We start from the raw sequence: 20,114 nt of genomic DNA on the forward strand, positions 1-20,114 counted from the left end.
GAAAAGGGGTGTGGGGCGGACGGATGGTCATGTGCCGCTCCGCGGGGACTGCGCGCTCGTCTCCACGGCGGTCTCGAGCTCGTCGAGGCGACGGGCGAGCGCGACGAGGGCGGCGTCGTCGGTGGGTGGAGGTCCCGACAGCAGGCTCTGCAGCGTGCCGCGCGGGATCCGGAGACGGTCGGCGGCGGCGTCGGCGATCTCGTCCGCGTCCGCGTGCACAGCCAACCCGAGTCGTCGGGCCAGTCGCCTCCGGGTGCCCTCCCGCAGTGCGTCCGCGGCGTGTGGGGCGTCCGCGGCCCTGGCCGTCAGCCGCGCGCGTCCGTGCATCGTCTCCGACGCGCGGACGGTCACCGGAAGGGTCTCCGCCACGAGCGGGCCGAAACGTCGGCCGCGGGCGAGGGCGACGGCCAGGCCCGCGGCGAGGAGCAGCAGGATCGCCGGGGTGACCCAGTCCGGGGTGAGGCTCCCGAGCGTGTCGGGGGTGGTGCCCTCGATGTCGGTGTCCTCGAACGACGGGACGTACCAGACGACCCGGTCGGTCTGCCCGAGCAGGGCGAGTCCGAGCGCGGCGTTGCCGTCCTCGGCGAGGGCCGCGTTGCTGAACAGCTTCACGCCCTCGACCACCGCGCGGTATCCGTCCCTCTCGTCGACGAGCACGGCCGCGGCATCGTCCTCGCCGAAGCACCCGGTCACGTCGTCCGCGGGGGAGAAGAGCCGATCAGGGCGGATGGCGCCGACTTCGGCGAACTCGGGGACTGCGCAGGTGGCTGTTCTCGGCGCGGCCGAACCCGACGCGTTCTCGCCGATCGCGAGTTCGGCCAGCAGATGCGTGCCTGTGGAGAGGAAGACGACGCGGTCGGCCGGCGCGAGGAGATCCGCCAGCGCGTCGTCGGAGAGCGTGTAGGGGTTGGTCAGGGCCAGCGTGGTGTCCTCGTCGAGGGCGGCGGCTGCCGCGGCCCGCGAGCGGACGACCTCGACCTCGACTCCCTGGTCCCGCAGCAGCTCGGCCAGGGCCAGGGCGCCGGTGCCGGACCGGCTCTCCGGATCGAGGGTGCCCCGCGCGCCGGGGCCGCTCGCCGCGAGTTGGGAGGCTGCGAGGGCGACCGCGACCACGAGCGCCGCGACGAGGAGCCACCCGAGGAGAGAGGCGGTCCGACGCCGCGGGCGCTCGGCGGTGGTGTCGACGGCGATCTCGTCCGATGCGATCGTCGTCACGCGGGCACCCCCTCGGGGCGGTGGGCGCGGAGGCGCTCGTCCGTCGCGGCGAGGTGCCGGTAGTCGTCCTCCGTGGCGGGATGCCGTAGGTAGCGCACGTCGTCGAAGGACGCGGCGGCCCGCCGCAGGGCGTCCGCCTCGTCGGTGAAGACCGCGCTCGCGGAGCGGGCGAGGGACTGCGCCGTCGCTCCGGGCGCCGGATCGATGAGGTCACGCTCGAGCAGGCTGCGGGCGATCGCGCGGTAGCGGAGCACGACCGCGGCGTCCCAATCGCTCTGGCGTGCGCTGCGCTCGGCGTCGGCGCGGAGCTGTGCCGCGCTGCGGTCGTCGGCGGCGCCGAGGAGGTCGCCGTGCGCGCGCCGGATCGCTCTCGAGCGTCGGGGGCGTCCCCACACGATCAGCGCGGTGACCAGAGCCGCGGCGATGAGCACCGTGACCACGATGAGTGCGGTCGGGCCGACGCTCGCCCCGTTCTCCCCGCTGAAGAGATCGGTGAGGAAGCGCATCACGTCGCGGGCGAGAAGGTCGAACCACGTGGGCTTCGCGTCCGCGTACCGCGGATTGGACAGCTCCTCCTCGGCCCAGCGTCGCGCTTCGTCCCCGTCCGGGACGAAGACGTCGTCGAACCGTCGCATCATGACGGCGGGGTGCTGCCCGGCGCCGTCCATCCGGCTGCGTCCTCGGCGGACGGCGGGGCGGGAGGGGCCGGTGCGGGCGGCGGCGGAGGGGCGAACGCGGTCGGCGCGGGAGAGGTCGGAAGAGGACCCGCCGCCCCCGGGAACGGCATCGGCGCCACGGGGGGCCCGCCATACGCCGGAGAGCCGTAGCCCTGGGACATCATCACGTGCTCCGGCACCTGCCGGGGCGGGGGAGCGCTGGTGACGGCACGGGCGGGATCGATCGCGAACGGGTCGCCGAGCTGGTCTTCCGGCACACCGAGGTCGCGGCGCTCCACGTGGGAGAGGAGCGTCTGGTCGAGTCCCTCGTAGCGCATCCGGCAGTCGAGGTAGACGAGCACGCCGCCGGTGCTCTGCACGACGATGGTGATCGCCTGCAGGATCAGCAGCAGCATCTGCGGGGCGAGGAGGGCGAAGACATACGCGATGACGGCGCTCGGCTCGCTGGACCCGGTCGGGGCGATGACCGTCCCGAGGAACGAGGAGAACATGGCGGTCGGGATGCTGACCACCTGCATCGCCAGGCCCATGATGAGGCTGATGAGGAAGGTCACGCCGAACGCGACCCAGAACCGGCCGCGGGTCAGGCGCCACGACCGCACGAACGCCTCCCGGAAGCGGGCCCGCTCCAGCACGAGGATCGACGGGACGAGCAGCAGCTTGGTCGACAGCCAGACCGTGAGCGGGATCGCCGCCAGGGCCAGGAGCACCACGACGAGCACGACGATGCCGATCATCTCCGGGGTGCCCCCGAGACCGCCGGCGATGAGAGCGGCGATGACGGCCGCGACGATCGCGAGGCCGCCGAAGAGCGCGAGCACGGAGAGGGAGGCGAAGCCGGCGAGCCGCCAGAAGGCCGGGGCCATGCGGCGCCACAGCATCCGCAGCGTGGCCTTGACGCCGACCGTCGCGTAGCCGACCTCGGCGGCCACCACCCCCTGCATGATCGCGGTGAACGCGACGGAGGCGAGCCCGACGACGAGGCCGGCGATGAGGTTGATGGCGATCGTGCCGGCGAACACGGCCTCGAAGTCGGGGGAGGAGGGGGAGACCGTCTCCAGCCGGGAGAACGTCGAGAACAGGACGAGCCCCATCACCCCGGCGGTGGCGACGACGACGATGAGCTGGATGACGACGGCGAACCCGAACAGGACCTTCGGGTTGTGCCGCAGCGCCGCGAAGGCCTTGCCCAGCAGCATGCCGAACGTCAGCGGATGAAGGGGGATGATGCCCTTCCGGGGAGCTGGGGTCCACGTCTGGCCGCTCACGGGCCTCCCTCCGTCGTGCGCTCCCATCGTGTCATATCCGGGCACTGAGGCGCAGACCTGCGGAGGGCGGGACTCGGTGCCATAAGGTAACAGTTATGACCTCACGCATCCTTGTGGTCGACGACGACACCGCGCTCGCCGAGATGATCGGCATCGTGCTGCGCACCGAGGGATTCGAGCCGGTGTTCTGCGCGGACGGTGCGCGCGCGGTCGACGAGTGGCGCGCGCAGCGCCCCGACCTGGTGCTCCTGGACCTGATGCTCCCCGGAATGGACGGCATCGAGATCTGCACGCGCATCCGCGCCGAGTCGGGCGTGCCGATCATCATGCTGACGGCGCGCAGCGACACGGCGGACGTCGTCCGCGGCCTCGAGGTCGGCGCCGACGACTACATGGTCAAGCCGTTCAACCCGAAGGAGCTCGTGGCCCGCATCCGCACCCGGCTGCGCCCGACGCCGCAGGCCTCCAGCGAGCAGCTGCGGATCGGCGACCTCACCGTCGACGTGGACGCGCACGAGGTGCGCCGCGGGACGACCCCGATCGCCCTCACACCGCTCGAGTTCCAGCTTCTCGTGGCCCTCGCTTCCAAGCCGCAGCAGGTGTTCTCCCGCGAGATGCTCCTCGAACAGGTCTGGGGCTACCACTACAAGGCGGACACCCGGCTCGTGAACGTGCACGTGCAGCGGCTGCGGGCGAAGGTCGAGCTCGACCCGGACAACCCCAAGATCGTCATGACGGTCCGCGGCGTCGGCTACCGCGCCGGCAGCGTCACCTAGGGACCCCATGGCCGCGACGACTGCGACCACGGCCGTCGCCGTCCTCCGCGACTGGCGCGGCTGGCCGGACGTGCTGGCGGCGCTGTGGCGGCGCTCACTCCGGTTCCGCACCCTCGCGATCACCCTCGTCGCCACGTCGCTGGCGATCCTCATCACGTGCGTCACGATGGCGCTGGTCATCCAGAACGACCTCTTCGTGTCGCGGAAGAATGTGGCCCTGGAGGACGCACGCCGAGCGGTGGACCAGGCGCAGTCCCTGCTGGACGTGGCGGAGGTGGGCGATGACCCCGCCGCGCTCACCGATCTGTGGAACGGCATCCCCGACACCCTCTCGCGCACGTCGAGCGCCGACCTGCTCGCCGGCTTCAAGATCCAGGACGGCTCGGGGACGGTCCGGCTCAACGGCTTCACCGCCGGGCTCACGCCGGATCTGCTGAGCCCCGAGCTGCAGGCCAGGGTCCGCGAGTTCGACGACCGGCAGGCCTGGCAGTCCGTCGCCCTGCCCACGGAGGACGGCGGCGTCGTGCCGGGCATCGTCGTGGGGCAGCAGCTCCAGGTGCCGCAGGCCGGGACCTTCGAGATCTACTTCGCCTACGACCTCGCCGACGCCGACCAGACCCTCGTGTTCGTGCAGCGCACCCTCTGGATCGCCGGCATCGGGCTGGTGGCCATCGTCGCGGCCATCTCCTGGATCGTGCTGCGGACCGTGTCCACCCCGATCGTCCAGGCGGCCGAGACGAGTGCGCGGCTCGCGGCGGGCGATCTCGGCGTGCGGCTGGAGGTGCACGGCGAGGACGAGCTCGCGACGCTGGGGCGCTCCTTCAATGCCATGGCCGACAGCATCGAGGCGCAGATCAAGGAGCTCGGCGAGCTCTCCATGGTGCAGCAGCGCTTCGTGTCCGACGTCTCGCACGAGCTCAGGACCCCGCTGACGACGATCCGCCTCGCCGCCGACATGCTCAACGACCAGCGCGACGAGTTCGACCCCACGACCGCCCGCACCGCCGAGCTCCTGCACGCGCAGGTGCAGCGGTTCGACACGCTGCTGGCCGACCTGTTGGAGATCAGTCGGTACGACGCGGGGTCCGTGCAGCTCGAGCTGGAGGCGACGAGTCTCGCCCAACTCGCAGAGGACATCATCGAGCAGATGCGACCTCTTGCGGAAGGGCATGGCACGGAGATCCGCTTGGTGGCGCCCGGCGGCTACTCGCCGGTGGATATGGACCCGCGTCGTGTGCGGCGCGTGCTGCGGAACCTGATCGGCAACGCGATCGAGCATGGAGAAGGGCGTCCGGTCGTCGTCACGGTCGACAGCAACCAGCACGCGGTGGCCGCGGGCGTGCGCGACTTCGGGCTCGGGATGGACCCCGGAGACGCGGAACGCGTGTTCGATCGCTTCTGGCGCGCCGACCCGTCGCGGCAGCGCACCATCGGGGGTACGGGGCTCGGCCTGTCGATCGCCCTCGGCGACGCCACCCTGCACGGCGGCACCCTCGCCGTGTGGTCGGAGCTGGGGGTGGGCTCGCACTTCGTGCTGACCATTCCCCGCCACGACCGGGTGCTGGACGGCCCGAGCCCGATCTCGGTGGAGCCGCAGGAGCCCCTCACAGAACTCGGCGACGCGACGCAGCCGATCTCGATCGCCGAGACCTATTCCGATCTGCTCGACGGGAAGGACCAGTCATGAGCCCGCGCGCGAGGAGCCGATTCGTCCGTGGCGCCGCACTGGCGCTGGTCGCGCTGCTGCTTCCCGCGTGCGCCGGCCTGCCGACGAGCGGCGACGTCGCGGTCGGTCTCCAGCTGGGGGAGTCCCCGGACGACGTCGACGTGCTCCCCGTGGCTTCCGGTCCCGTCGCGGGGGCGGGCCCCGAGGAGATCGTCGAGGGGTTCCTCGAAGCCGGCATCACGACATCGGACAACTGGGCGACGGCTCGGGAGTTCCTGGCGCCTTCTCTGCAGCGCAGCTGGCGACCATCGGCGGGGGTCTCCATCGACGCTGGTCCCGAGGCCCGCACCCTCAGCTCGAACGTCCCCGACGACCAGGTGGAGGACGCTGAGGAGGCCGAGGTGCAGGTCCTCCTCGAGCTGGTCGCCAGCGTGGACGACTCCGGGGCGTACAGCGGTGCCCCCGGCGACTCGAGCGTGCCGTTCGCGCTCGCGAGGGGGGAGGACGGCGAGTGGCGGATCACCGAGGCGCCCGACGGCGTGGTGATCGACCAGAGCCGGTTCCCGAATGTGTTCGAGGGGTACTCGCTGCAGTGGTTCGACGCGCGCTGGTCCCGACTCGTCCCGGATATGCGGTGGTTCCCGCGACGCCAGAGCCCGGCGACGACCGTGACGCAGGCCCTCGTCAGCGGTACTCCGGCGGAGTGGCTCGATCCGGCCGTGCAGACGGCGTTCCCCGCCGACGTCCAACTGGCACAGGACGCGGTGCTCATCACGGGGCAGGCGGCCGAGGTGGCGCTGACCCGACCCGCGGCGAGCCTGGACGAGACCACGCTGGCCCGGATGCGCACCCAGCTGCAGGCCACGCTGAAGGCCGCGGGCGTGAACGTCACGCAGGTGCGTTTCAGCGTCGACGGCCGCGCGCTCGACGCGGGGGTCGTCGATGTCATCAGCACCCCGTCGGAGCCGGGGACGCTCGTGCTGAAGGACGGCAGGTTCGGTCGCATCGTCGGTGACGAGATCGCGTCGATCCCCGGGATCAGCGCGCAGATCCAGGCGGTCACGCAGCCGATCGAGGCGATCGACGTGGCCGCGGACGACGCGACCGCAGCGCTGCAGCTCGACGACGGCCACGTGTACCTCGCGACCGAGAACGGACGCAACGAGCTGGATGCCCGGTCCGGCCTCGTGCAGCCGTCCCTCGACCCCTACGGCTACGTGTGGTCGGTGCCCGCGTCAGCCCCGCAGGCGGTGCTCGCCGTCGGCCCCGATGTGGTCGGACACGAGGTCGCCGGCGCGTGGCCGAACGCCTCGTCCATCTCCGATCTGCGGGTCGCCGCCGACGGCGCCAGGCTCGCGGCTGTCGTCCGGGTCGGCGGCCAGCTCTGGGTGGTCGTCGCGGCGGTCGTCCGGGACGGCGCCGGTGTGCCCACAGAGCTCGGTGAGGTGCGACAGCTGCTCCAGCTCACCGAGCCGTCGACGGGGCTCGTCTGGCTGGGGCCCGATCGGCTGGCCGTGCTCACAGACTCCACGACGCCCCGTCTGATCGTGCAGCCGGTCGGCGGACCGGGCTCGGCCGAGAGTGCACCCAGCAATGCGGCGTCGATCGCCGGTGCCCGCACTCCGGCGGGTGTGCGCATCCTGGACACCTCGGGGCAGCTGTTCGCGCACGCGGGGTCGGCGTGGCGGGAGGTGACGGAAGGCGTCTCCGTCCTGGCCACACGAACCGGCGAATGACCTCTCCTGCACGGAACGGCCTCGGCGCCGATCGAGTCCCGCCACAAGGGGATGGCTCTCGGGGGCACGCGCCTGACGGCAGGATCTCGACATGGGGTTCACGACACGGGTGGGCGCGCTCGCCGCGGAGACCGGGGCGCTGCTGCTCGCGGCGAGTTGTGCCGGATGCGACCGGCCCGGCATCGTGCTCTGCGACAGCTGCCGGGTCGCGCTCACCGCGAGGCCGCGCGACGTGCGGACCCCGGGCGGGTTGCGGGTCCGCGCCGCCCTCGACCTGGACGGTCCGGCCGCTTCCTGCATCCGGCGTCTGAAAGGAGCGGGGCAGACCGCGTTGGGACGACCGCTGGGCGCCGCCCTCTCCGCCGTCCTCCTCCCTGCTGTCGGACCGGGAGTCTGGGTGATCCCCGTCCCTACCTCGCGGGCAGCCTTCCGTCGGCGCGGCTACCGCGTGCCTGAGCTCCTCGTCCGGTCCGCCGGTGCGGAGCCGCAGCGCGTCCTCGCTCTCACCCGTCAGGTGCGGGACCAGCGCGAGCTGTCTGCCGTCGCGAGGGCCGACAATCTCCGGGGCGCGATGCGCGCACGCCGACGAGGGCTCGGCGCACCCGCGATCGTGGTGGACGACGTCGTGACAACGGGGGCCACGCTCGACGAGGCCAGCCGCGCCCTCGTCGCCGCCGGATTCGTCGTCGCCGGGGTCGTCGCGCTCGCCGCCACGCCGATGTCGGCCCGATCCGGATGAGGTTCATTGCAGACTCACCGGAGACACAGGGCCTCGGGCCGTGACATCGGCCGCGGGTCGGACTACGGTGGGGTGTCACAAGGCGACCACGGTCCGCCCTTGGCCGGGTGGACCGGGACAAGGAGGCAGCAATGGAAACGAGCATCGTGGGCGTCGGAGTGGGCATCACCGATCGCTTCCGCACCGTCGTCGAAGAGAAGATCGCCAAGATCCAGACACTCGCCGCCAAGGCGCAACGCCTGGACGTGAAGGTCACGCACCGGGTCTACCGCAACGGTCGGGTCCCGGACGAGACGGTCGAGTTGACGCTCGTCGGGAAGGGCCCCGTGGTCCGTGCCGAAGCGGTCGACGGCGACAAGTTCGTGGCGCTCGACCTCGCGATCGACAAGATGACCGAGCAGCTGCGCCGCGCGAAGGAGAAGCGCGTCGACGGACGACAGCATCCGCGAGGCCCGCACTTCGAGAAGGGCAGCGGTTCGCTCGAGGGCATCGACGTGCAGCCCGCCTCAGCCGAGGTGCTGCACGCCGTGGCGACGGGGAGCATCCCCGTGCAGAGCGAGGAGGAGGAGGACTACTCCCCGGTCGTCATCCGCACGAAGAGCTTCGAGGCGGAGTGGATGACGGTGGAGGAGGCCGTCGACCGGATGGAGCTCGTCGGGCACGACTTCTTCCTCTTCGTCGATGCGCGCACCGACCACCCGAGCGTGGTCTACCGCCGCAAGGGCTGGGACTACGGTGTCATCGCTCTCAGCACGCAGGCTCCGCCCGCTGAGGCGCTCGCCTCCTGACAGGACCGAGAACGGCCCGATCCCTGCGGGGATCGGGCCGTTCTCGTGTGAAGCTCGGGGGCGTCAGTCGAAGATGCCGTCCAGGAGGCTGCCGATGACGAGCCCGCCGAGGATACCGGAGGCGAGGTCGCCACCGCCCATGCCGCCGCCGCGACGGGGGCCGCCGCCCCAGCCCCCGCCCCAGTCCTGGTCCTGCGGGCGCGAGGAGTCGATGTCCCGCTGTGCGAGCTGGAGAGCTTCCGCGGCGAGGTGGGCCACTCTGCGGGCCTGCGCCAGGGCCGCCTCGCGCGTCTCCTCGGCGGGCAGGAGAGCCGGAAGGTCGACGCGGAGCCGCTCGGCCTCGGCCAGACGCGTGCGGGCGTCGGCGCCGATCCATCCGCGGTGGCCGGCGATGAGGCCGCGGGCGACCCCGAGCTGCCGGTCGGCGTCGTCCATCGCGTGCTGCACCTGTGCGATGGACGGCAGGGGGTTCTCGGCCCGGTGTCGCGCCGTGGCGATGGCGTGGTCGAGGCCCGCGTTCGCTTCGCGCAGCTGGGAGAGCTCCGCGAACGGATCGTTGGGCTGCCCCGAGGGGGTGAGCGCGGCCAGAGCCGCCTGCAGCCGCGCGACGGCTTCCGCCACGGCGGGCGTGGAAGGAGCGGTCCGCGCGGCGATGAGGTCGTTGCGGGAGTCGGCGATGACCTCGGCCAGCGTCGACTCGGCGCGCAGCGCCTCGATCTCGAAGTCCTCGACGGCATCGAGCAGGGCGCCGGCGCGGCGCGTCGCCTCGGTGGCCGTCTCCAGTGCGAGGTTCGCCTCCTCGTTCTGCTTCGCGGCACGACGGCGCTCCGAGATGTCGGCGCTGTGGGTGGCGAAGCGGATCAGCTGCTCCGCCTCGGCGGCGCTCGCGGTGATCTGATGCATGGCGGAGTCGGAGTAGCGGGCGGACAGCCGGGATACGGTCTCGTCCGTCTGTGGGATGCGGGCGCTCAGAGCCTCCGCGTCGGCGCGCACCTGCGCGATGATCTCGGGCGCTCGCCGCACCTTCGCGACCGACTCCGCGAGCACGGTGGTCTTCTCGTCGAGCAGGTCCTGGGCCCAGTCGCAGAGCTGCAGGATCCGCGCGTTCCGCGTGCGCAGTTCCTCATCGGTGTCCGGGATCTCGTCGTGGTTGAGCTGGTGGAGCTGGAACGCCTCCCGCAGGTGCGTCCGGACCGACAGCAGCGCGGCCTTGAGGTCGGACGTCAGGGACTCGCCGAGCTCGGCCTCCGCGAAGACGAGCTCGTCGGAGGTGGTGCGGATCCGCTCGTCGGCGGCGACGAGTGCCTGCTCCGCGCGTCGGGCGAGGTCCGCGTCCTGCGCGGCGAGTTCTTCCTGTTCGCGTTTGCGTCTACCCCAAAATCCAGCCATGTGCCGATCCTAGTTTCCCCGGCACCCGCGCGGGCTGAGCATCCGCTTCAGGCGAACGGCCCGCCGCGGAGCTCAGGCGGGCACCGCGACGGTGTCCTCGCCGCCGACGGCCAACGGCGTCGCCTTCGCCGGACGTCCCCTCTTGGGCCGTTCGGTGGTCAGTTCCAGCGCCATCTCGGGGTGCGGGTGCTGCGCGAGCCGCGCCTCCGCCTGATCGAGCCAGCGGAGCTCGGCTTCCGCCGCGCAGATGAGGGAGTCGAGGACGAGCGACCACGCGAGGTCCTCGGGGCTGCCCGCCGCGAGCCCGGGGGAGGGCGTGCGGCGCAGCTCGTCCAGCCGCTGCTGTGAGGCGTCCCGCTGGCTGCGGAGGATGGTCGCGGCATCCACTCCGGGCAGCGTGGCGGCGACCGCGAGTTTCACGGCGAGCTCCTCGCGCGTCGCCGGAGCGCGGAGCACCGGGGCGGCGAGCCAGCGCGCCGCCTCGGCCGAGCCCGCTGCGGTGATGTGCCAGTAGACATGGCCGTGGTCGTCGGCCTCCCCGCGCTGGACGAGGCCGTCGCGCTCGAGTCGCTCCAGGGTGTTGTAGATCTGGCCGACGTTGAGGGGCCAGGTCGACCCGGTCCGGCGGTCGAACTCGTGGCGCAGCTGGTAGCCGTAACAGGGGCCCTGATCGAGGATGGCGAGCAGGCTCTGGCGTACGGACATGGCCGGTCTCCCGAGGATGGTGGATGGAAAGCAGTGCCGAGTATATGCATACCCGGCAATTTCACTGACGCGGCGCGGCGGCCGCCCTTGCAGGCGACGTGGAGGTCACAGCCCGGTAACATGGCAAAGCATGCCTGTCGCTCGCCTCGCGACGACCGGCGAATGACCCAATGACAGGGAGATGACATCCGTGGCGAATCCTCTTGAGAAGCTGCTGCGTGCAGGTGAGGGGCGGATCATCCGCCGTCTGAACCAGGTGGTGAAGGCGGTGAACGCCCTCGAGGAGGACATCTCCCAGCTCACGGACGACGAGCTGCGCAACGAGACCGCCGAGCTGCGCGCCCGGTACGAGAAGGGCGAGACGCTCGACCAGCTCATGCCGGAGGCGTTCGCCGCGGTGCGCGAAGCCGCGAAGCGGACGCTCGGCATGCGCGCGTACGACGTGCAGATCATGGGTGGCGCGGCCCTGCACCTCGGCAACATCGCGGAGATGAAGACCGGTGAGGGCAAGACCCTCGTCGCGACCTTCCCCGCCTACCTGAACGCGATCGCGGGCGAGGGCGTGCACGTCATCACCGTGAACGACTTCCTCGCGAGCTACCAGGCGGAGCTCATGGGTCGTGTCTACCGCGCGCTCGGCATGACGACGGGCATCATCGTGTCCGGGCAGACACCCGCCGTGCGCCGCGAGCAGTACGCCGCCGACATCACCTACGGGACGAACAACGAGTTCGGCTTCGACTACCTCCGCGACAACATGGCCTGGCGCAAGGAGGACCTCGTCCAGCGCGAGCACTTCTTCGCGATCGTCGACGAGGTGGACTCCATCCTCATCGACGAGGCACGCACGCCTCTGATCATCTCCGGGCCGTCGTCCGGTGAGGCGAACCGCTGGTTCGCCGAGTTCGCCAAGATCGCGCGCACGCTCGTCGCCGGTGAGGACTACGAGGTCGACGAGAAGAAGCGCACCGTCGGCGTCCTGGAGCCCGGCATCGAGAAGGTCGAGGACTACCTCGGCATCGACAACCTCTACGAGTCGGCCAACACGCCGCTGATCTCGTTCCTGAACAACTCCATCAAGGCGCTCGCGCTCTTCAAGAAGGACACCGACTACGTCGTCATGAACGACGAGGTCATGATCGTCGACGAGCACACCGGCCGTATCCTCGTCGGCCGCCGCTACAACGAGGGCATCCACCAGGCGATCGAGGCGAAGGAGGGCGTGCCGGTCAAGGCCGAGAACCAGACCCTCGCCACCGTCACGCTGCAGAACTACTTCCGCCTCTACGACAAGCTCGCCGGCATGACCGGTACGGGCGAGACCGAGGCCGCCGAGTTCATGTCGACGTACAAGCTCGGCGTCATCCCGATCCCCACGAACAGGCCGATGATCCGCAAGGACCAGCCGGATCTCGTGTACAAGAACGAGGCGGCGAAGTTCGCGCAGGTCGTCGAGGACATCGCGGAGCGCCACGCGAGCGGTCAGCCCGTGCTCGTGGGCACCACCAGCGTCGAGAAGAGCGAATACCTGTCGCGGCTGCTCGCGAAGAAGGGCGTCAAGCACGAGGTCCTCAACGCGAAGAACCACGCGCGCGAGGCGGAGATCGTCGCCCGCGCCGGTCGGCTCGGTGCCGTGACGGTCGCGACGAACATGGCCGGTCGAGGCACGGACATCATGCTCGGTGGTAACGCCGAGTTCCTCGCGGTGCAGGAGCTGAAGGCGAAGGGGCTCGACCCGGTGGAGACGCCGGAGGAGTACGAGGTCGCCTGGGACGAGACCTACGAGGCGATGAAGAAGGTCGTCGAGGAGGAGGCCGAGAAGGTCATCGAGGCCGGTGGCCTCTATGTGCTCGGCACCGAGCGCCACGAGTCGCGCCGCATCGACAACCAGCTGCGCGGTCGTTCCGGCCGTCAGGGCGACCCGGGCGAGAGCCGCTTCTACCTGAGCCTCACCGACGACCTCATGCGTCTGTTCCAGTCGGGTGCCGCCGAGGCGATCCTGGCCCGCACGAACTTCCCGGACGATGTGCCGATCGAGTCGGGCCTCGTGTCCCGCGCGATCCGCAGCGCGCAGTCGCAGGTCGAGGCCCGCAACGCCGAGATGCGCAAGAACGTCCTCAAGTACGACGACGTCCTCAACCGTCAGCGTGAGGCGATCTACGCCGACCGTCGACAGATCCTCCAGGGCGACGACATCGCCGACCGGGTGCAGCACTTCATCGAGGACGCGATCAGCGGCGTCGTGCGCGATCACACCGGCGAGGGACACAACGAGAGCTGGGACTTCGACGCCCTCTGGACCGAGCTGAAGACGCTCTACCCGGTGAGCGTCACGATCGACGAGGTCGTCTCCGAGGCCGCAGGCCGCAAGGGCGGCATCACCGCCGAGGGTCTCACGCGCGAGCTGCTCTCGGACGCGAAGATCGCGTATGAGAAGCGCGAGGAGTCGCTGGGCGAGGCCGCGACCCGCGAGCTCGAGCGTCGCGTGGTCCTGCAGGTGCTCGACCGCCGCTGGCGCGACCACCTGTACGAGATGGACTACCTCAAGGACGGCATCGGCCTGCGGGCGATGGCGCAGCGTGACCCGCTCATCGAGTACCAGCGCGAGGGCTACGCGATGTTCCAGTCGATGATGGGCCAGATCAAGGAGGAGTCGGTCGGCTACCTCTACAACCTCGAGGTCGAGGTCCGTCGCGCGGGCGACGCCGAGACCGCGGAGGTCGAGGCGAAGGGCCTCGCCAACGACGGCGGAGAGCAGAGGCTGGAGTACTCGGCCGCCAACGACGCCGGAGAGGTCGAGGTCCGCAACGACCGGGGCCAGGTGCAGCAGGCCGCGACCGACCGGATGCGTCAGGCCGCCGCGCGCGCTCAGGCACCGCAGGCCGCCGAGCCCGAGGAGGCTCCGCGCGGGGCCTTCGGGCAGCGCACGGAGCAGAGCGCCCCGGCCGCGGGCAACCGCGAGCAGCGCCGCGCGCAGAGCAAGAAGAAGAAGTAGCCCCCGGGTGAGAAGGAGGGCCAGTCCGTGCGGATTGGCCCTCCTTTCGTCCCTGTAGGCTTGATCGATGACACCATCGCGCACCTTCGACCAGTCGTCGAAGCTCAAGAACGTCCTGTACGAGATCCGCGGAAACGCCCTCGTCGAGGCGGCGCGACTGGAAGCAGAGGGCCACCGGATCCTCAAGCTGAACACCGGCAATCCGGCGATCTTCGGGTTCGACGCCCCGCATCAGATCGTGCACGACATGCTCGCCGCGCTCCCCACGGCCCACGGCTACAGCGACAGCAAGGGCATCATCTCGGCTCGCCGCGCCGTCGTGAGCCGGTACGAGGAGATCGACGGGTTCCCGCGTTTCGATCCGGACGACGTCTACCTCGGCAACGGCGTCTCCGAGCTGATCACCATGACCATGCAGGCGCTGCTGGACGAAGGGGACGAGGTCCTCATCCCCGCTCCCGACTACCCGCTCTGGACGGCAATGACGAGCCTCGCCGGCGGCACCCCCGTGCACTACCTCTGCGACGAGGACGACGACTGGCAGCCCGACCCGGAGGACATCCGGTCGAAGATCACCCCGCGCACCAAGGCGCTCGTGATCATCAACCCGAACAACCCCACCGGCGTGGTCTACTCGCGGCAGGTGCTGGAGGGACTCGTGCAGATCGCGCGGGAGCACCAGCTCCTCATCCTCTCCGACGAGATCTACGACCGGATCCTCTTCGACGACGCGGTGCACATCCCGACGGCGACTCTCGCCCCTGATCTTCTCTGCCTCACCTTCAACGGACTGTCCAAGACCTACCGCGTCGCCGGCTACCGCTCCGGGTGGATGGTCGTCACGGGTCCCCAGGACCATGCCAAGGGGTTCATCGAGGGGATCACCCTGCTGGCGTCGACCCGGCTCTGCCCGAACGTCCCTGCCCAGCATGCCGTGCAGGCGGCGCTGTCCGGAGTCCAGTCGATCGACGCCCTCATCGCCCCGACGGGGCGTCTTCACGAGCAGCGCGACATCGCCTGGGAAGGGTTGGAGGCCATTCCCGGCGTCTCCTGCGTGAAGCCCCAGGGCGCTCTCTACGCGTTCCCCCGACTGGACCCGAACGTGCACGAGATCCGCGATGACGCCAAACTCGTCTACGACCTGCTCGTCTCGGAGCACATCCTCCTCGTGCAGGGCACCGGGTTCAACTGGCCGACGCCTGATCACCTGCGGCTCGTGACCCTGCCAGAGCCGCGAGTGCTGAGCGAAGCCGTCGAGCGCCTCGGGAACTTCCTGTCGAGCTACCGCCAGTAGTCGTCGGGGGGGCGGACGGCTCGAGACCGGCCGCGAGCCGACGGACGGCAGCGACGAGCGCCGACCGCGGCGCGACGTCCGAGATCGGCCGGGCATGGAGGAGAGCCGCGTCGACGGCGCGCCGATCCAGGGGAAGGAAGACGATGTCGGTGAGCCCGGCGAACCGCTCCAGCGTGCGACGGATCTGACTCCGGGCATCGAGGCCGAGGGGGCCGGGACGGACCTGGTTCACGACCACCGTCACCGGCGTCTGGCCCACGAGGCGCCGGAGCTCGGCGTGGTCGCGGAGGAATCGGCTGATCCCCAACGGATCCGCTGCCGCCACCGCCACGACCCGGTCCGCCTCGCTCAGCGCTGCGACGGTCGCCGCGTGCCGCCGCGGGCCGACCACGTCGTAGGTCGCCTCCTCGTCCGCGTCGACGGCGGCCGAGACGTCCACGACGGTCTCCTCCGTCCATGTCCGGCAGAGGGAGAGCGTCGCCCGGACCCGCGCATCGGACAGCTCCGGCCAGCGGTTGGGGCGGTTGAGCCCGGCCAGCACATCGACCTCGGCACCTCCGGCTGCGAGGCGGGTGGAGAGGCGGGTCAGTTCCGCCGGATCGAGCGCGCCGGCCTCGGCGCGACGGCAGGCGGCGGCGAGGCCCGGGGCGTCATCGTCCATCCCGAGGAGCAGCGCGAGAGCGGGGGCCACGGTGTCCGCATCGACCAGCGCCGTCCGGCGTCCGCGGCGCGCCAGCTCCACGGCGAGCTGGACGGCGACCGTCGACCGCCCCGGCGCCCCGTGCGGACCCCAGACGGCGATGACCCGGGGCGGAGCCGACGGAGCCGGGGCGACGGGCTGAAGGTCGGCGGACAGTGCCGCCGCGATCTCCCACCCCGCTGCGTCCGCGCGCAGGGGAGGGGCGAGGCCCATCCGTATCGCGGCGCGACCGTCCGCGCCTCCGAGTGTGAGGACGCGGATGCCGGCGCGGTCGCACGTGGACAGCAGTTCGGTGGTCAGCACAGCCCTGCTCGCGGGAACGACGACGGCCTCCACCTCCGGATGCAGACGAGACGTGATCATCGCCGCGGAGGCGGAGGGGATGCTGGCGGCCGAGACGCCCTCCCACTCCAGCTCGGCGACCAGCTCGTCGGCCCGCGGCGCGGCCACCGCGATGAGGACGACGCTCACGACCCTGCCCCGACCGGGACCACGGAGAGTGCCGCACCGCCGGTGACCGCGGCGAGGACCGCCGCGACATCGCTCCGGTCGATCACGATCTCCAGCTCCGCGGTGGTGTCCGCCAGGAGCCCCTCCCGCTCGAGGACGGCACGCACGACGACGTCTCCGACGAGGATGCGGGGCTCGTCATAGGAGCGCCCGTCCTCGCGCAGGGGCGCCTGCCAGATCTCGACCTCGGTTCCGGCCTCCACGTCTTCGGGAAGGCCCACGCTGCTCGCGACGACGACCGTCGTCGTACGGCTGTCCGCTGCCGTCGTCATCGCCGTCCTGGGCACCAGCTCGCCCTCCGATAGCGTCCGGGCCGCGACCTGGCCCGTGTCGAGCTGGCCTGGCCGGACGTACTCGTCGGACACGGCCCCCAGCGCCACATCGACGGTCGCGAAGTCGGAGGCGCGGAGGACTTCTCCGCGGACGATCGTGCGCTGCGCCTGAAGCACCGGCGTCGCCTGATCGGATGAGGTGAGCACGAACCAGACGCCGGCCATCGACGCCAGGACGAGCACGATGCCCACCGCGAAGCGGGCATCTCCGCGGAAGCGACGAGGGGAACGGGAGAGCGGGGCCATGGCGATATGGTCACAGAAGCGGCCACCAGGGCCGTCGAGTTATCCACAAGCTCTCGCCACCCCGCACCTCCTCCGCCCTGCGCGCCCAGAATGAGGGCATGACACCCCCGCACCCGCACACCCCCCGTTTCCTCGCGCCTGCGCAGGTGGCAGAGCTGCTGAGCATCGATGTGGACGAGGTGATCGCGCTCGTCCATGCCGGAGACCTTCGCGGCGCCCCCCTCGGTGCGCCCGCGCGCTGGCGCATCGAGGAGTCGAGCATCGAGGAGTACCTGGCCGCGCAGGTGGAGGAGGCGCGGCGGATGGCCCTGTGGCGGCAGTCGCAGGCCGCGAGCTTCCCCGAGCTGTGGGGACCCGCCGCGTCACGGCGTCCCTGATCGTCAGAGAGTCGGAGCTCCCTGCACGCGGATCGCGGCGAGGGCGGCGTACGGCACGATCCGGAAGCCCCGTACCGCGTCGGCCCGGCGGGTGGCGCCGCTGTCGTGCTCGGCGAGATCGAGGTGGTCGGCGGCGGCGCGATCGATGGTTCCGTGGAGATCGTCGCCGACGAGGAGGCGGAGCTGCACCGGAAGACGGCGACGCGCGAGGTCGCGGAGGGCGAACCCCAAGGTCATCCGTTCGCGGAGCCTGGTCGCTCCACCGTTCGTGTCGTCGGCGAGGCTGCCCAGCATCGATCCGTGGTCGAGCGTGAGTCCGAGCACGGATGTCATCGGGATCAGCAGCATGGAGCTCGGCACGCGCGCGCCCTGGGGCACGCGCGAGACGGCGGCGAGCCAGTCCACGCCCAGGGACCGCAGGCCGACGGGCAGGTGAGCCCCGTCGACGAGGTGGAGTGTCGCTTCGATGTTCGCGGCGCACAGATGGCGCAATCGAGCGCGCAGGTCGAGTCGAGCGATGCGGAGTCGCTCGGACTCGGCGTCGCGGGCGGCGCGTTCCGCCTCCCACTCCGCGGCGAGCTGTCCTTCCAGGTCGTCGAAGAGGGAATCCCAGTGCACCCGACCGAGCGTAGGGGCGGACATCGTGTCGTCCGAGTTATCCACATCCGCGCGGACGGTCGCCCCGGCCCTCGCCCGAAGCGCGGAATCTACGGGTTGTCCACAGACCTCCTCCTGCGCCGACCGTGCCGTACCGGGAACGTGTTCTACTGACGGCTCGCCGACGCCTCCGAGGGGAGATCGAGATGATGCTGGCCGAGTACTTCGGACCGCAGCCCACTCCGGCCGATGAGCTTCCGGACCCCGTGCTCCTCGTGCGGAGCCTCACCCAGGGGGCGCTCGAGGCCCTCGCCGGAGTGCGGGAGGTGGATCAGCTCGCCCGCTGGTTCAGCGAGGAGGCGTACCGCAGCGTCGTCACCAGGGCCAACCTCGCCGCCCGCGCGCGCAGTGCTCGCGGTGTCGCGCCGACCCGACCCACCTTCGTCATCCGGACGGTGCGGGTGACGCACCCGCGGGACGGCATCGTCGAGGCGGTCGTCGTGGTCGCGGGCCCGGGGCGCACCCGTGCCGTGGCCATCCGACTCGAGGGGCTGGACCGACGGTGGCGCGCGACGTCGCTCGCCATCCTCTGAGGCGGGGGAGCCTAGGCTGGTGAGGTGTCAACCCTCAGTGATCTCGCCCAGGCCCAGGGCCTTCTGACCGACGACGACGTGGAGTGGCTGCACCGGCTCGCCGGTGACGGACAGCTCCTCGCGGACCTCGCCTCCGCCGATATCGTCCTGTGGATCCAGACGGACGACGGCTCGTTCGTCGCCGTCGCTCACGCGCGACCGAGCGGTGCGGCGACGCTCTTCTACCGGGACATCGTCGGGGAGCGGGTGCGCCCGCAGTGGCGCACGCAGGTGCACGGCGCTTTCGAGTCGGCGGAGATCGTCGACTCGTCCTCGCCCGACTGGTTCGAGGAGACACCGACCAGGGTGCGCGCGGTCCCGATCGTGATCGAGCGGCGCGGCGAGGACAAGGCTCCGCGCGTGATCGGGGTGGTGACGCGGCACACCAACCTCGGGGAGGTCCGCACGCCGTCGCGTCAGCAGATCACCTTCGACGAGTGTGCCAACGACCTGTTCCGCATGATCGCGGACGGCAGCTTCCCCGACCCCGCAGCGCCGACATCGCCGCGCCGCGGTGCGCCTCGGGCATCGGACGGTCTCATCCGGATCGACGTGGACGGCATCACGACCTTCGCCAGCCCCAACGCCCTGTCCGCGTTCAATCGGATGGGCTTCGACGACGAGCTGGAGGGCGAGTCCCTGGCCGAGGTGACCACCCGGCTCGTACCGCCGTCCCGCCAGGTGGACGAGTCGCTGCCCGTGGTGGTCACGGGGCGGGCGCCCTGGCGGACCGACATCGAGGCGCGGGGGGTGACGGTCTCCCTCCGTGCCATCCCCCTGAAGGATCACGGCACCCGCATCGGGGCGATCGTGCTCTGCCGCGACGTCTCGGAGCTGCGCCACCAGGAGCAGGAGCTCATCACCAAGGACGCGACGATCCGCGAGATCCACCACCGGGTCAAGAACAATCTGCAGACGGTGGCGTCCCTGCTCCGGATCCAGGCGCGACGCACGCACTCCGACGAGGCGCGGGATGCTCTCACGCAGGCCATGCGCCGCGTCGATGCGATCGCGGTCGTCCACGACACCCTCGCTCAGGGCCTCACGCAGAAGGTCGACTTCGACGAGGTCTTCCATCGTGTCCTCAAGCTCGTCGCCGAGGTGGCGTCGGCTCCCAACACGCGGGCCCGCACGCAGTCGACGGGACACTTCGGCGTGCTCCCGAGCGAATACGCCACGCCGCTCGCCCTCGCCCTGACGGAGGTGGTCACGAACGCGGTGGAGCATGGCCTCGCCGGGCAGGAGGGCGTCGTCACGATCGACGCGAAGCGCACCGAGGACAACCTCCGGGTGACGGTTCGCGATACCGGCCACGGGCTCCCGGAGGGCCGGATCGGTCAGGGCCTCGGCACGCAGATCATCCGCACCCTGATCCAGGGCGAGCTCGGCGGCACGATCGACTGGCGGGGGAGCGAGGGTGAGGGGACCGAGGTGGTCATCGACATCCCGCTGCGCTGGCTCGAGCGCTGACG

At 71.0% G+C, this 20,114-nt stretch carries 18 protein-coding genes; 10 read left to right on the forward strand and 8 right to left on the reverse strand.

From position 1 onward, the window contains the following. Window positions 1–27 precede the first annotated feature (27 nt). Genes AC3B5L_RS06405 through AC3B5L_RS06415 form a run of 3 tightly spaced genes read right to left on the reverse strand, consistent with a single transcriptional unit; the run spans window position 28 to window position 3,160 of the window. The gene (locus tag AC3B5L_RS06405) at window positions 28–1,215 is read right to left on the reverse strand and encodes a DUF4350 domain-containing protein (protein WP_259953236.1); all 1,188 of its coding nucleotides are present in this window, start codon (window positions 1,213–1,215) and stop codon (window positions 28–30) included. Next, on the reverse strand, window positions 1,212–1,883 hold the full coding sequence (locus AC3B5L_RS06410) for a DUF4129 domain-containing protein (RefSeq protein ID WP_363445924.1): 672 nt from the start codon (window positions 1,881–1,883) through the stop codon (window positions 1,212–1,214). Before AC3B5L_RS06410 ends, AC3B5L_RS06405 begins: the two co-directional genes overlap by 4 nt. Continuing rightward, on the reverse strand, window positions 1,850–3,160 hold the full coding sequence (locus AC3B5L_RS06415) for a glycerophosphoryl diester phosphodiesterase membrane domain-containing protein (RefSeq protein WP_259953239.1): 1,311 nt from the start codon (window positions 3,158–3,160) through the stop codon (window positions 1,850–1,852). The genes AC3B5L_RS06410 and AC3B5L_RS06415 overlap by 34 nt, the downstream gene beginning before the upstream one ends. A 95-nt stretch (window positions 3,161–3,255) precedes the next feature. Between AC3B5L_RS06415 and mtrA the strand changes: the two genes are divergently transcribed. The 5 genes from mtrA to hpf all read left to right on the forward strand — a co-directional run bounded on the left by mtrA (window position 3,256) and on the right by hpf (window position 8,865). Continuing rightward, complete coding sequence (gene mtrA, locus AC3B5L_RS06420) at window positions 3,256–3,936, forward strand: MtrAB system response regulator MtrA (protein ID WP_025103044.1); 681 nt, start codon at window positions 3,256–3,258, stop codon at window positions 3,934–3,936. Window positions 3,937–3,943: 7 nt separating this feature from the next. Then, complete coding sequence (gene mtrB / locus AC3B5L_RS06425; protein WP_280566175.1) at window positions 3,944–5,623, forward strand: MtrAB system histidine kinase MtrB; 1,680 nt, start codon at window positions 3,944–3,946, stop codon at window positions 5,621–5,623. Then, on the forward strand, window positions 5,620–7,338 hold the full coding sequence (locus tag AC3B5L_RS06430) for an LpqB family beta-propeller domain-containing protein (protein WP_187663728.1): 1,719 nt from the start codon (window positions 5,620–5,622) through the stop codon (window positions 7,336–7,338). Before mtrB ends, AC3B5L_RS06430 begins: the two co-directional genes overlap by 4 nt. Window positions 7,339–7,429: 91 nt before the next feature. Continuing rightward, on the forward strand, window positions 7,430–8,077 hold the full coding sequence (locus AC3B5L_RS06435) for a ComF family protein (RefSeq protein WP_259953261.1): 648 nt from the start codon (window positions 7,430–7,432) through the stop codon (window positions 8,075–8,077). A 131-nt stretch (window positions 8,078–8,208) separates the two neighbouring features. Next, entirely contained in the window at window positions 8,209–8,865 is a 657-nt protein-coding gene (gene hpf, locus AC3B5L_RS06440; RefSeq protein WP_085607163.1) for a ribosome hibernation-promoting factor, HPF/YfiA family, read from the forward strand. A gap of 63 nt (window positions 8,866–8,928) precedes the next feature. Here hpf and AC3B5L_RS06445 read toward each other — a convergent pair whose 3' ends face one another. Together AC3B5L_RS06445 and AC3B5L_RS06450 are read right to left on the reverse strand one after the other, a co-directional pair. Next, complete coding sequence (locus AC3B5L_RS06445) at window positions 8,929–10,254, reverse strand: coiled-coil domain-containing protein (RefSeq protein ID WP_259955246.1); 1,326 nt, start codon at window positions 10,252–10,254, stop codon at window positions 8,929–8,931. A 72-nt stretch (window positions 10,255–10,326) separates the two neighbouring features. Next, window positions 10,327–10,959 carry a PadR family transcriptional regulator gene (locus AC3B5L_RS06450; RefSeq protein WP_187663731.1) on the reverse strand — a complete coding sequence of 211 codons (633 nt, stop codon included), beginning with the start codon at window positions 10,957–10,959 and terminating at the stop codon, window positions 10,327–10,329. 190 nt (window positions 10,960–11,149) lie between these two features. Between AC3B5L_RS06450 and secA the strand changes: the two genes are divergently transcribed. Both secA and AC3B5L_RS06460 read left to right on the forward strand, forming a co-directional pair. Then, window positions 11,150–13,954 (forward strand): preprotein translocase subunit SecA, encoded by a 2,805-nt coding sequence (gene secA / locus AC3B5L_RS06455; RefSeq protein WP_490096316.1) that lies wholly within the window; start codon window positions 11,150–11,152, stop codon window positions 13,952–13,954. Between the two features lie 67 nt (window positions 13,955–14,021). Then, window positions 14,022–15,248, forward strand: coding sequence for a pyridoxal phosphate-dependent aminotransferase (locus AC3B5L_RS06460; RefSeq protein ID WP_259955247.1), 1,227 nt, complete (start codon window positions 14,022–14,024; stop codon window positions 15,246–15,248). On the opposite strand, the gene AC3B5L_RS06465 is transcribed toward AC3B5L_RS06460, so the two are convergent. Next, window positions 15,139–16,419, reverse strand: a complete 1,281-nt coding sequence (locus AC3B5L_RS06465; RefSeq protein WP_259955248.1) for a CpaE/TadZ family protein — start codon at window positions 16,417–16,419, stop codon at window positions 15,139–15,141. The two genes, AC3B5L_RS06460 and AC3B5L_RS06465, sit on opposite strands and share 110 nt — an antisense overlap. After that, window positions 16,416–17,036, reverse strand: coding sequence for an SAF domain-containing protein (locus tag AC3B5L_RS06470; RefSeq protein ID WP_363445937.1), 621 nt, complete (start codon window positions 17,034–17,036; stop codon window positions 16,416–16,418). The genes AC3B5L_RS06465 and AC3B5L_RS06470 overlap by 4 nt, the downstream gene beginning before the upstream one ends. Window positions 17,037–17,134: 98 nt before the next feature. On the opposite strand from AC3B5L_RS06470, the gene AC3B5L_RS06475 reads away from it, so the two are divergent. Continuing rightward, window positions 17,135–17,413 carry a helix-turn-helix domain-containing protein gene (locus AC3B5L_RS06475; protein ID WP_259955251.1) on the forward strand — a complete coding sequence of 93 codons (279 nt, stop codon included), beginning with the start codon at window positions 17,135–17,137 and terminating at the stop codon, window positions 17,411–17,413. A 3-nt stretch (window positions 17,414–17,416) separates the two neighbouring features. Here the strand turns inward: AC3B5L_RS06475 and AC3B5L_RS06480 are convergent, their stop codons facing one another. After that, window positions 17,417–18,031 carry a hypothetical protein gene (locus AC3B5L_RS06480; RefSeq protein WP_259955253.1) on the reverse strand — a complete coding sequence of 205 codons (615 nt, stop codon included), beginning with the start codon at window positions 18,029–18,031 and terminating at the stop codon, window positions 17,417–17,419. 185 nt (window positions 18,032–18,216) lie between these two features. Here AC3B5L_RS06480 and AC3B5L_RS06485 point away from each other — a divergent pair, with 185 nt between their 5' ends. Together AC3B5L_RS06485 and AC3B5L_RS06490 are read left to right on the forward strand one after the other, a co-directional pair. Beyond that, window positions 18,217–18,603, forward strand: coding sequence for an Rv3235 family protein (locus AC3B5L_RS06485; protein ID WP_187663737.1), 387 nt, complete (start codon window positions 18,217–18,219; stop codon window positions 18,601–18,603). Between the two features lie 24 nt (window positions 18,604–18,627). Then, window positions 18,628–20,112 carry a sensor histidine kinase gene (locus AC3B5L_RS06490; RefSeq protein WP_187663738.1) on the forward strand — a complete coding sequence of 495 codons (1,485 nt, stop codon included), beginning with the start codon at window positions 18,628–18,630 and terminating at the stop codon, window positions 20,110–20,112. Window positions 20,113–20,114 lie beyond the last annotated feature (2 nt).

Source organism: Microbacterium sp. C-MGS6 (genome assembly GCF_058140415.1).